Raw genomic sequence first — 11224 nt, 5'->3', positions numbered from 1 at the left:
ACAAAGACCACTAGAATATAAAACATGATGTTACGGGAAGGACAGGTGGCAGCTGTCCGCAACTTTAAAGCCACGCAAGAACTCACGCTCAAGATTTGCGCTCATCCTAGTGGAGCGCAACAGTTTTTAACCGGGCATACTCTCCGGGCCTTAAACTATCCGGCCTTAAACGGGGAAGTTAAAGCGGGAGACACGGTACGCTGCGATTGTTCTCCCCTACAGAAGAACTTAGGAACCGGCGGGTTCGCACTGGTAACCGCACTTTGTGACCGTCTACCGGAAGACGTATTGCCTGCTAATGAAGGTCACATTATGAAGGCGCGTTATACCCCTAGCCAGTACATGGTTTCCGCGGTTGAGGAACAAGAATCGCCTTATCACCAGCAGATGCGGCAGGCGGAAAACCTGCAGGGAATGCCGGTAGTAGGGATTGATTTGCATTCCCAGCTTCCCGCAGTGATCGCCGGGGTCAGGGCAGAAAATCCGGCAGCGAAAATCGTTTATGTGTACACCGAGGGCGGGGCGCTCCCGGCATTTTTCTCCCGTAACATTACCTCACTGCGCGAAAATGGCTGGCTATCGGCGGTGATCACCGCTGGCCAGGCATTTGGGGGTGATCTGGAAGCGATCAATACTTTTTCGGCGCTATTGGCAGCCCGGCAGGTGTTAGTAGCCGATATCGCGATTGTGGGACAAGGCCCAGGGAATGCCGGTAGCGGCACCCCCTACGGTTACTCCGGTTTTGATCTTTCTGCGTTCCTGACCCAGGCGGCTGCAGGAGGGGGAAAAGCTATTTGTGCCCTGCGGATGTCAGCAGCTGATCCCCGGCCGCGCCACCAGGGAATCTCGCATCATAGTTTGCGAATTCTGTCCGACTTTACGCCCATACCCCTTACCGTGGCACTACCGGAGTTCACCTACGAAGGCGAAGGGCAAAAACCTCTCCTAAACAGTGAATTCACTAAATTGGTGGACTCCCAACTGGCACTGATTAGTTCCCGGCACCGGGTGCAGAAATGTCCAACCGCCGGACTCTATCAGGTCTTAAGTAACTGCCCGGTGAAACTGTCGACAATGCGACGAGGCCTGGAGGAAGATGCGGCTCCCTTCCTAGCTGCTGCCGCAGCCGGACGCCTCGCCGCGCAGCTTGCCTAGCCTAAAGTTTCAGGGGAATCCTTCGGGAAAACCCAAGGTAACAAAGTACCAGTTAAGAGTAGTCCATCCCCGCGGCGCGGCTCCAGCTAGATCCGAGCCGATAGTAGCTGGGTAACCAGAATTCCTTCTGCGCCCAGGGCGTGGAGCTGATCAACCACCGCGTGAACTTCGGAGCGTTTACACAGTGCCCGCACCGCTAGCCAGTGGCTATCTTGTAGGGAAGATATGGTGGGGGAAGAAATTCCGGGAGTGTAATTGACGGCTTTATCCAACAGATCTCGGTGAACGTTGTAGTCCACCAACACATAGTTGCGAGCATTGAGCACCCCCTGGAGGCGCTGCTGAAGAACTTGCAGACCCGCGCTTCCGGTAGCCTGCGGATTAGCGATTAATACCGCCTCTGATTGCATCAAAGGTTCGCCAAATACTTCCAGCCCGGCTGCCCGCAGGGTGTTACCGGTTTCTACTACATCCGCGATTGCGTCCGCTACCCCGAGGCGAACAGAAGACTCGACGGCCCCATCTAGGTGTACCGTATCGGCTTTGACCTGCTGTGAAGCTAAATAGTCTTGCACAATCCGGTCAAAAGAAGTGGCAATGCGTTTACCCTTTAGATCCTGAACCGAGCTCATGGTGTCTTGGGGCGCCGCAAAACGGAAAGTAGAGGAACCAAATCCTAATGCTAGTACTTCTTCGGCTTTGACTCCCGAATCTGCTAGCAGGTCACGTCCGGTAATCCCGGCTTGGATAAAACCGGCACCTACGTATTGGGCAATATCGCGCGGACGGAGAAAAAATATTTCGACCTGGTTGCTTTGATCGGTGATATGGAGCTCTCGACCCCGGCGCCGGGTACGGTATCCAGCTTCGGAAAGAAGTCTGATGGCCGGATCTGAAAGACCACCTTTATTGGGAACAGCTATTCTTAACATTTGTTTCCTTACAGTTTGCGGTAGACGTCTTCGAGACTAACCCCTTTAGCGATCATCATCACTTGAGCGTGATAAAGCAGCTGGGAGATCTCTAAACAAAAATCGTCCTGGCTTTCGTATTCGGCGGCCATCCAAGTTTCGGCCGCCTCTTCTACGATTTTCTTCCCGATAGCGTGTACCCCGGCGTCTAGCTCTTTCACGGTGCCAGACCCCTGAGGACGGGTGGTTGCTTTTTCCTGCAACTCCGTAAATAACTCTTCAAAACTCTTCATAGCTTTAAGGTTAGTGGGTTTTGAAAAATCTTGCCTTCCGGCTCCAGTTGGCAGGAATCGGTTAGTAGGAACCTGCCGCCTGGGGCATAGGCAGAATATTTACGAGGACGCCGGCTGCTGCTGCAGAAAATCCGGTGATTATTAGCAGTGGGACTGGGCGATACGCCGCAGTTCCGCTACCTCCGCGTAGGCATCCTCAGCTTTATAAACCGCTGAACCCGCGACGAATACATCTGCGCCGGCCTCGGCAGCTACGCTAATAGTTTCACGGGTGATTCCCCCATCCACTTGCACCGATACTTGCAGGTTAGCAGCAGAAATAGCCTTACGGGTGCGGCGAACTTTCGCCATCATGGACTCTAAGAATGACTGGCCTCCAAACCCTGGTTCCACCGTCATTACCAGCAACATATCGATTTCCGGGAGAATATCGATATAGGGAGTGATGTCGGTGGCCGGGCGCAGTGCCATTCCCACCTTCGCTCCTTGACGGTGAATCTCGCGTGCCAGACGAATCGGCGCCGCCGCTGCCTCAGCATGGAATGTAACCGAGGCACACCCGGCCTCTGCATAGGTAGGAGCCCACCGGTCTGCGTCCTCAATCATCAAATGAGCGTCTACCGGTAAAATATTTTGACGGATTACTGCTTCCACCACCGGCAGCCCCCAGGAAAGATTGGGAACAAAATGATTATCCATCACATCCACATGCGCGTAATCTGCATTTTTTATCTTCTCAATTTCGCTAGCTAGATTAGCGATGTCGCAGTTAAGAATAGAAGGAGAAATAGTTACGCCCACGATTAGTTTCCTTTCTAGTTTTTACTGATCACTACCGCAAACATAGCGTCACTGGCATGAACATGCGGCCACAGTTGTAAGTATTTATCGGCACAGCCCAGACCCCCAGGCCAGGCTTCGGCATCTATTAGCTGGTTGCAGACGGGGGTGAGTTCCTTTAGTTGCCCGTCCCCGCGTTGTTTTAATACCCGCTCTACTAGGAAGGTTGTTTCTGCCGGGTGCGGTGAACAAGTGGCGTATATAACCAGGCCTCCGGGGCGGCAAACCTCTAGCGCCCGATCTAACAAACGCGCCTGTAAATCAGTGATATCAGGAATAGTTTCATTACGGGCACGGTAACGGGACTCGGGGTGACGGCGCAATGCTCCCAAGCCGGTACACGGCGCATCCACTAATACCCGGTCGTATCCGCGCTCAACGCCTGGAAACTGGGTACCGTCCTTACACACTACTTGCACATTATCGAGGGCTTTTACCGAATCTTCCACCAATTTCGCCCGATGGGGGCTGACCTCATTAGCGATAAGCTGGGCGCCGCGCTGCCTTCCTAAAGCAGCCATTAACGCTGCTTTCCCCCCGGGACCGGCACATAAATCTAGCCACTTCTGGTCCGATCCTGCTAAGGGATAGGTAGCTGCGATTCCGGCGACCAGTTGCGATCCTTGGTCTTCTACTCCTGCGCGCGCGCTAGCGACCGCTTCCAGATTGGCGGGGTCGCCTCCAGACACAATCAAACCCCAAGGACTCAGCGTCGAATAGGCAACATCTTGTCCCATATCTTCGACGGCATCGGCAAGTTCTTCCCGATCCGCCAAGCCGGGTCGCGCTACCAGGTTGATATAGGGCGCGCGGTTATTTTCTGCCAGTAAAGCCGCCAGAGAATCATCGTCACTGGGAATCTGGGCACCCAGTTTTGCTTGTTCACTTAAAGCTGCGCGGTAGGCGGCGATAATCCAAGCGGGATGAGAATATTCAATTGCCAGGCGGCGGGATTTACTGAGGGCGGAAAGCTGGGAAGCTAGTTCCCCGCTGTCTGCCAGGCGCACCGCTTGACGTAAAACCCCATTTACCAGCCCCGCGGCTCCCTCGTTGGCTTCCTGTTTCGTGAGATTTACCGATTCGCTGACCGCGGCGTGGGTGGCAACTCGCATATTTAACAGTTGATGCAAGCCCATCCGCAAAATAATCAGTACTTCTTTTTCCAAGGCAGCTACCGGGCGGGTAGAGCACTCATCGATTATCCAGTCGTAGTAGCCTTGGCTCCTCAGCGTGCCGTAGGTGAGCTCGGTAGCGAAACCAGCATCGCGTCCGGCGATATGGGCGCGGGTAAGCCTGGGTGGTAGCAGCAGGTTCGCATAAGCGTCTTTGGTCTCTACTGCCAGGAGTACCTGGAAAACCAGGGTGCGTACCCGATCGGTTTGGGGACGCCATTCCTGCTGTTGCGAACGATTTTCTCTCCGTTTTCTGCTCCGGTTCTCCCGGGGTGAGTTACCGGCGGAATATTTTTTTGAGGGACGATCCGACCGCACTAGTTTTGCTCACTTTCTCCGGGGAGACTAAAGAAAAAGTCTTCTCCATATCGTTGTCCCCGCCCCCAGGCATCGGCGGCCATCTCTTTTTTGCCAGCCGGGGTGACAAAGGTTAGTTTCACATCGTTACTGCCAGTGCCTACGGTAACTTGGTGTTTAGTAACCCGCACCTGACCAGGCTGCAGGGTATCGTGTTCTTTCATCTCGATCACGGGATAGATACTGATCCGTTTACCATCCGGCAGCTCGGTCCAGGCACCCGGCTCCGAGGTAAAACCACAAATCATATCGGCTACCTGGTGGGCTTCTTTTGCCCAAGGTATTTGGGCATCTGCCTTAGTGAGCAGGGGCGCATAGCTAGCGCCTTCGCTGGTTTGCGGGTGAGCTTTAGCATTTCGCGTCTCCAATGCCGTCAAGACATGGGGCAGCAACCTGATTCCGGTTTCCGTTAGGCGTTGTAGCAATAAATCTGCCGTGGTTTGCGGCGCTACCCGGATGGGATCAACCGCGAAAATAGGGCCAGTATCCATTCCTTCGTCGATCCGAAAAATACTGACTCCGGTAATTTCTTCCCCGGCGATGCGCGAATGCTGCACCGGAGAAGCTCCCCGCCATTTAGGCAATAGCGAATAGTGCAGGTTAATCCAGCCGTGCGGGAACACTTCTAACAAATCTTTCGGGATCAGCAATCCGTAGGCGACTACCACTGCCACCTCGGCGTCTAAAGCTGCAAAATCAGGACGCTGACTGGCATCCTTTAAAGTAGTAGGGGTAAAAACCGGCAAGCCGGCATTCTCAGCTACCTGTGCCACCGGAGAGGGAGTAAGTTTGCGACCTCTACCAGAACGAGCAGGGCGGCGGGTAAGCACCCCGACTACTTCATGCTCCGATTCGAGCAGATATTTCAGGACAGGTACCGCCGAGTCGGGAGTACCGGCAAATAAGACACGCATAGAGGAAATCTTATCAGTTAAGTGCCGCTATCTTAGGAAACATTAAAGATCTTGGGGATCCACCTGTACCTGAATCTGACCCCACTTTTTTCGAGAAGCCACCCCTTGCAAGCGGCGCAATTCATTGCGTAGCTGCTCACCTAGGTCCAAGCGGGAACGTACTAGCAGGTGGAAGTGCTCCCCCTCCCTAACCGGACCGATCACCTGGGCGTCGGGGAAACTAGATTCGGCAAGGAAGCGGCGCAAAGTGTCTTCGTGGCCGCGAATAACCGCTAAGGCGGCGGTGGGTGGGATCCCTACTTCCGCTCGCTCGGCTAACTCCTGGCTCGCCCAGTCACTAAAGGTTCGCTGTTTAAAAGTGTCGGCTAGGCGCTGCCCAGGATCACCGGTGAGCATCACCTGCCCGCCCGGGGTAACTTTAGCAGCCGTATTTGCCCAACGGCGCAGCGCTTCTTCAGCTGCCCAAATCCGATCTAGGCTCAGCAGCATCCCCGCATCGAGTATTAGAGCCGCAGCGTATCCCCCACTAGCTGCCGGTTCCTGTTCCGCAGTTGCCACGATGAGAGCTGGTTTTGCACTAATAAGGGGCAAAGAATTATCTGCGTCGCAGTTAAACACGGGCACTCGCGGGAACGCGGCCGCCAGTTCGGTTCCGATTTGTTGATGTCCGCGCACGCTAGCGCGGGTGGTTTTACCTCCACAACGCGGGCAAGAAAACTGAAAATGATGACCGCAATTATGGCAAATAAACTTTCCGCGCAGCTGCTCGACGTGTCCTAGACACTGGGGACAACGCACCGGCGCTAAGCAACTGGCGCAGCTTAGACCGCCACGCCCGCCCTTGCGGGGAGCCTGGATTAATACCGGACCGTTACTTAGTCCCCTTCGCAAAAATTGCAGGGCGGTAGAAGATAGTCCGCTTTGTCCTAGGGAAGGGTCGTCGCGATTTTCGTATTCGGGGGTAAAAACTTTAGGCAGCGGCATTTGCTGCTTTTCGGGAGCTAGTTCGCGCGCCCAGGTGGACATGATTAATGCTTGCGCTTGGGGAGAACGCGAAAAACTTCCCAAGATTAAGGAAGCTTTTTCGGCCCGACTGCGCAGCATTGCTACTTGCCGAGTATGCCAATAGGGTGCGGTTTTTTCCTGATAGGTTTCGGCCGCCTCGTCCCAAATCAGCAGCAGCGACAATTTTTCCAAGGGAGCAAAAATCGCGGAACGAGTTCCTATCACCAGCCGCGGATGGTTAAAACGACACTCCAAGAAGGTACGGTAGCGGGCATTCGCCCCCAGCTCAGAGTGATATTCCAAGGCCGAGGGCGCCCCGTCCGGAGCGTGCTCACTCCAGTAAGCAGCAAAATCCTTCGCTAACTTACTGGTGGGAAAAAGGCATAGCACTGAGCCGCTAGTACTAAGCGAAGAGGAGATCAACTGGGAAATCTGACTGAAGGGAGCGGGCAGGTCAGCTTCGGGAAGCGATTGCCAGACCACGCGGCTAGCGTGCGCTTGTGCTAAGGAGTCTAGAAGGCCTTTCCCGGCGGGATAAGAAGCAATTAGCGGATCAGCAGCGCCTGCTTCCCACGAACATTCCCCTAGCTTTGCTGCTGGGGTTACTGAGGAATCAGGGGAAAAAGACTCAAAGAAGCTTTTTTCAATATTGGCGCGACGCGGAGGAATCGCCTGGTGTAAAACGGCGGAAAAATTCCCCGCATAACGTCGAGCTACCTGCTCTGTTAACGTAAAACTGTTCTCCGATACCAAAGCATGGGGACTGAGGACGCGGCTGATTGGTCGTAAACGCTGCCGGGTGGGTTCTGCCTCGCGAAGATCTCGTACCCATCCGTGTACCAGTTTGCCGGCGATTTTTACGCTCACTAGGGATCCGGACTGTACTTTTCCTATCAGGCGGGCAGGGACCGTGTAATCGAGACCATTCGCGAGATGAAAAACGGAAACATCGGGAATTACGCGGGCAATCGGATCTTTATTTTCCCATTTGCCGTGAGGCTGTTTAGGGGCGGCCATTAGTTCCTGCTGGGTTCCTGCCGGGGCTTCTTTCTGCACCCGGGATCTAATAACGGCGAGCGGATCCGTGCCGCTCCATCGCGGCATAATGTCAGTCACTGCAGCTGCTGGCGTACCAGCGTAACTAGCTGGGGAGCCACCTGGGGTTTAGTTCCCGAAAACTGCCCAATTTTACTACCCTCGCTGTTTACTGCGCATACCTTGGTAGCGATATCTCCGAATCCGGTTTCGGCGCCCACCTGGTTAATAAAAATAATATCGGCACCTTTGCGGAGCGCTTTTTCTTTGCCTAACTGCAACACTCTTTCCCAGCTGCCAGTTTCCGCCGCGAATCCGGCTACTAGCTGACCGGGACGTTTCTTGCTGGCCAAATCCGCCAAAATATCAGCGGTGGGGCGCAGCCTTAAAGAAAACTCCCTTTGATTAGGAATTTTCTTGATCTTTTCGCTTTGAAAGTCTACTGGTTGATAGTCGGCAACCGCGGCCGCCATCACAGCCACCTGCATTTGGGGGAAATATTCCAATGCCGTCTGGTGCATCTGCCCGGCGCTGGGAGTAGCAACAATTTCTACTCCGGCAGGCAAAGATTCCAGAAGCGCTGACTCAATATTCGCTGCCAACAGGGTTACCTGCGCTCCTTGCCAAGCAAATTGCCGGGCAATCTCCACTCCGAAGCGTCCGGAGGAACGATTCCCCAGAAAACGTACGGGATCTAAGGCCTCGCGGGTACCTCCCGCGCTGACCATTACCTTTTGCCCCTGCCAATCTCCAGCGGATAAAGCTGTGATTACTTCGGCGTAGATATCTTCTTCTGCTGCCAGTCGCCCTAGCCCTTGATCGCCGCTAGATAATGCGCCTGCTACCGGACCGATAAAGCGCACTCCCCTAGCTTGCAAGGTTTGTACATTTTTCCTGGTCGCCGGATTTTCCCACATGTTGGTGTGCATCGCCGGCGCCACCAGTAGCGGACAGTCAGCCGCCAATATCACGTTGGTGAGCATATCATTAGCAATGCCATGGGCGACCCGTGCCAATAGATCAGCAGTTGCGGGAACCACCACGATGGCACTGGCCTCTCGGGCGAGTTCTATATGCCCTACCCCACTAGAGGGGGCATCTACCTGCGTATATACCGGATTACCGGAGATTGCCTGCCAGGTAATCTCCCCGATCATTTTCAACGAGGCCGGAGTGGGAATCACCCAGACGTCAAAGTTGGCTTTAACTAATGCTCGCACCACATGAGTGGCTTTATAGGCGGCGATTCCCGCCCCCACCCCGACAATAATTTGGCGGCGCTGGGACATACTTCAGTTAGTCCTGGGAAGAATCGTCATGCTCTTTCAGATTCAATACTCCCTGATCAATCTCGCGCAAAGCAATACCCAGAGCTTTGTCTTCAGGGTCAGAGTCAATCAGCGGACCGGGGGTGGAAAACATTCCTTCCGCGATCTCCAAATTATAAGTGTTGATCTGCCGTGCCCGTTTGGCCGCATAGACCACTAGGGCATATTTGGACTCTACCTTTTCCAATAGATCATCTATTGGGGGGTTGGTGATCCCCTCCGGGTTAGCAACGGTACCCGACATATTGTCCTCTCATTTCTATTCTCCGTGGCACAATGCCACCTCTTCAGGAAGAATCTTACGCTATTCCCATTAGAGCTGCTAGTTCGCTCGCTGCCTGATCAGGGTGATTGTTGATCACAATGTGCTCAAATTCTCCTGCCGCGGCCATCTCAATTTTGGCGGTTTGCAAGCGGCGCGCTACCTCGGCTTCCCCTTCGGTACCTCTTCCCCGCAAACGCTCTTGCAAGATCTGCTGACTGGGTGCTTGTAAGAATATAAAGCAGGCATCGGGGTTAGTATGGCGCACCTGCCGTGCCCCCGCGAGATCGATCTCTAGAATCACGTCCTCGTCGCGAGCAAGATACTTTGCGATTTCAGAGCGTAAAGTCCCATAGCGTGCTTGGCCGTGCACTAACGCCCACTCTACGAAGCCATCACGGTTCACCAGTTCATCGAACTGGGATTCAGTTAAAAAGTGATAGTCGACCCCGTCCCGTTCACCTGGACGAGGCGAACGCGTAGTAGCAGAGACCGCTACATTTACCTGAGGGTGGGCTTTACGCAAAGCCTTAACGACAGTTCCTTTACCTACCCCCGAAGGGCCGACCAACACATAAAGGCGAGACATGGGCTAACTTTTCACTCCAAAGTTTTCCTGAAAATAACAGTATGGGACCCAATTCTTGGGTCCCATACTGCAATAAGTTAGTGAGTTTACTAGCCGAAGCGACGAACCAGCTCAGCGCGCTGGTGCTCACCTAGACCACGAATACGACGAGACTTGGCGATGCCAATCTCCTCCATCACCGCAGCAGCAGTGGTGGCGCCTACTCGCGGCAGAGCCTCTAGCAGAGCCTGAACCTTCATCTTGCCCAAGTAAGGATCATCCTGAGCATTCTTGATTACTTCAGATAGGGTCAGTTCCCGGTTCTTCAGCTTCGCCTTAGTTTCAGCGCGAGCCTTGCGAGCTTGAGCGGCTTTTTCCAGAGCCTGTGCGCGCTGTTCGGGAGTCAAAGAAGGAAGTGCCATTTTGTATAACCTCTTCATCTAGATTTACGGGATAACAACACGAAAAACACTAGTTGTTTTTTCCCATTTAAGCCAAACTATTTATTAAGTTTTGCCAGTTCAGTTGCGAAAAATATCACTCATTTGCTCAGTTATTTGCCTTGCGGCCGCCTGCAAAGAGGATACTTTCGGGCCAGCAGAAGATATGCCTCGCGAAGTTGATGCCAGCACCCGGAAGGAGCTTTTCCCGAAGATATTTTGTATATCCGCTGGTGTAGCCCCTTGAGCGCCGATTCCCGGCGACAAAACCGACCCCGAAAATACTGAAAAATCTATTCCTAGATCTTTTGCCGCATTTCCGGTGGTAGCACCCACGACCAAACCCACATCCCCAATATGACCTTGATCACTACCGGCTTTATTTGTCTGTTCAGCCTGCGAAATTATGTCAGCTGCCACGCTTTTACCATTAATGCTTTGGGCATGCTGTACCTGGAATCCTTCCGGATTTGAAGTCAGTGCTAATACGTAGATTCCTTTTCCATTGGCCTGTGCTAACTCCAGAGCCGGCGCCAGCGAACCATATCCCAGGTAAGGAGAGAGCGTAATCGCATCTGCTGCCAGCGGGGAATCTGCGCTCAAATACGCCTGCGCGTAACCGGCCATTGTGGAGCCAATATCTCCGCGTTTAACATCCAAAATGGTGAGCAGCCCCGCCTCACGACAAGCCGCTAGCACTTCCTCCAGCACCTGGATACCGCGAGAGCCGAAACGCTCAAAGAATGCCGATTGGGGCTTTACTACCGGTACCTGCCCAGCCATCGCCTCCACCAAAGTTAAGGAAAAGGTGCGCAGACCCTGAAGATTGTCATCTAATCCCCAAGCAGCCAGCTGCGAGGAGTGAGGATCGATACCTACACAAACATTGCCTAGCTGCTCCATAGCTTGCGCTAAACGTAACCCATACCGACGCATATTTTCTC

General features: G+C 53.8%; 12 protein-coding genes. 1 reads left to right on the top strand and 11 read right to left on the bottom strand.

Features of this window, described 5'->3' with window-relative positions:
- Nucleotides 1-24 precede the first annotated feature (24 nt).
- On the top strand, nucleotides 25-1155 hold the full coding sequence (locus tag F605_RS10475) for a DUF3866 family protein (RefSeq protein ID WP_051132142.1): 1131 nt from the start codon (nucleotides 25-27) through the stop codon (nucleotides 1153-1155).
- Nucleotides 1156-1241: 86 nt separating this feature from the next.
- On the opposite strand, the gene hisG is transcribed toward F605_RS10475, so the two are convergent.
- The 11 genes from hisG to pyrF all read right to left on the bottom strand — a co-directional run bounded on the left by hisG (nucleotide 1242) and on the right by pyrF (nucleotide 11216).
- Nucleotides 1242-2087 carry an ATP phosphoribosyltransferase gene (gene hisG, locus F605_RS0107295; protein WP_022865233.1) on the bottom strand — a complete coding sequence of 282 codons (846 nt, stop codon included), beginning with the start codon at nucleotides 2085-2087 and terminating at the stop codon, nucleotides 1242-1244.
- Nucleotides 2088-2095: 8 nt separating this feature from the next.
- Nucleotides 2096-2359 carry a phosphoribosyl-ATP diphosphatase gene (locus tag F605_RS0107290; protein ID WP_022865232.1) on the bottom strand — a complete coding sequence of 88 codons (264 nt, stop codon included), beginning with the start codon at nucleotides 2357-2359 and terminating at the stop codon, nucleotides 2096-2098.
- Between the two features lie 141 nt (nucleotides 2360-2500).
- The gene (rpe, locus tag F605_RS0107285) at nucleotides 2501-3160 is read right to left on the bottom strand and encodes a ribulose-phosphate 3-epimerase (RefSeq protein ID WP_022865231.1); all 660 of its coding nucleotides are present in this window, start codon (nucleotides 3158-3160) and stop codon (nucleotides 2501-2503) included.
- A 14-nt stretch (nucleotides 3161-3174) separates the two neighbouring features.
- Nucleotides 3175-4689 carry an RsmB/NOP family class I SAM-dependent RNA methyltransferase gene (locus F605_RS10470; RefSeq protein ID WP_022865230.1) on the bottom strand — a complete coding sequence of 505 codons (1515 nt, stop codon included), beginning with the start codon at nucleotides 4687-4689 and terminating at the stop codon, nucleotides 3175-3177.
- Nucleotides 4689-5642, bottom strand: a complete 954-nt coding sequence (fmt, locus tag F605_RS10465) for a methionyl-tRNA formyltransferase (RefSeq protein WP_022865229.1) — start codon at nucleotides 5640-5642, stop codon at nucleotides 4689-4691. The genes F605_RS10470 and fmt overlap by 1 nt, the downstream gene beginning before the upstream one ends.
- Before the next feature lie 42 nt (nucleotides 5643-5684).
- Nucleotides 5685-7763: a primosomal protein N' family DNA-binding protein gene (locus F605_RS0107270; RefSeq protein WP_022865228.1), complete on the bottom strand. Its 2079-nt coding sequence runs from the start codon at nucleotides 7761-7763 to the stop codon at nucleotides 5685-5687.
- Complete coding sequence (gene coaBC / locus F605_RS0107265; protein ID WP_022865227.1) at nucleotides 7760-8971, bottom strand: bifunctional phosphopantothenoylcysteine decarboxylase/phosphopantothenate--cysteine ligase CoaBC; 1212 nt, start codon at nucleotides 8969-8971, stop codon at nucleotides 7760-7762. The genes F605_RS0107270 and coaBC overlap by 4 nt, the downstream gene beginning before the upstream one ends.
- Before the next feature lie 7 nt (nucleotides 8972-8978).
- Nucleotides 8979-9254, bottom strand: a complete 276-nt coding sequence (gene rpoZ / locus F605_RS0107260) for a DNA-directed RNA polymerase subunit omega (protein WP_022865226.1) — start codon at nucleotides 9252-9254, stop codon at nucleotides 8979-8981.
- 55 nt (nucleotides 9255-9309) lie between these two features.
- The gene (gene gmk, locus F605_RS0107255) at nucleotides 9310-9861 is read right to left on the bottom strand and encodes a guanylate kinase (RefSeq protein ID WP_022865225.1); all 552 of its coding nucleotides are present in this window, start codon (nucleotides 9859-9861) and stop codon (nucleotides 9310-9312) included.
- Between the two features lie 89 nt (nucleotides 9862-9950).
- On the bottom strand, nucleotides 9951-10262 hold the full coding sequence (gene mihF, locus F605_RS0107250) for an integration host factor, actinobacterial type (RefSeq protein WP_022865224.1): 312 nt from the start codon (nucleotides 10260-10262) through the stop codon (nucleotides 9951-9953).
- 99 nt (nucleotides 10263-10361) lie between these two features.
- Nucleotides 10362-11216 (bottom strand): orotidine-5'-phosphate decarboxylase, encoded by an 855-nt coding sequence (gene pyrF, locus F605_RS10460; protein ID WP_022865223.1) that lies wholly within the window; start codon nucleotides 11214-11216, stop codon nucleotides 10362-10364.
- Between the last annotated feature and the right edge of the window lie 8 nt (nucleotides 11217-11224).

The organism is Varibaculum cambriense DSM 15806 (assembly GCF_000420065.1).
Taxonomy (GTDB): Bacteria; Actinomycetota; Actinomycetes; order Actinomycetales; family Actinomycetaceae; genus Varibaculum; species Varibaculum cambriense.
This window is presented reverse-complemented; position numbering and strand designations above follow the sequence as displayed.

What these genes read in the sequence shown, in the direction of transcription:
- F605_RS10475 (WP_051132142.1), top strand. Translation starts at nt 25, where the DNA reads ATGATGTTACGGGAAGGACAGGTGGCAGCTGTCCGCAACTTTAAAGCC.
- rpoZ (WP_022865226.1), bottom strand. Translation starts at nt 9,254, where the DNA reads ATGTCGGGTACCGTTGCTAACCCGGAGGGGATCACCAACCCCCCAATA.
- pyrF (WP_022865223.1), bottom strand. Translation starts at nt 11,216, where the DNA reads ATGCGTCGGTATGGGTTACGTTTAGCGCAAGCTATGGAGCAGCTAGGC.
- hisG (WP_022865233.1), bottom strand. Translation starts at nt 2,087, where the DNA reads ATGTTAAGAATAGCTGTTCCCAATAAAGGTGGTCTTTCAGATCCGGCC.
- fmt (WP_022865229.1), bottom strand. Translation starts at nt 5,642, where the DNA reads ATGCGTGTCTTATTTGCCGGTACTCCCGACTCGGCGGTACCTGTCCTG.
- coaBC (WP_022865227.1), bottom strand. Translation starts at nt 8,971, where the DNA reads ATGTCCCAGCGCCGCCAAATTATTGTCGGGGTGGGGGCGGGAATCGCC.
- F605_RS0107290 (WP_022865232.1), bottom strand. Translation starts at nt 2,359, where the DNA reads ATGAAGAGTTTTGAAGAGTTATTTACGGAGTTGCAGGAAAAAGCAACC.
- gmk (WP_022865225.1), bottom strand. Translation starts at nt 9,861, where the DNA reads ATGTCTCGCCTTTATGTGTTGGTCGGCCCTTCGGGGGTAGGTAAAGGA.
- mihF (WP_022865224.1), bottom strand. Translation starts at nt 10,262, where the DNA reads ATGGCACTTCCTTCTTTGACTCCCGAACAGCGCGCACAGGCTCTGGAA.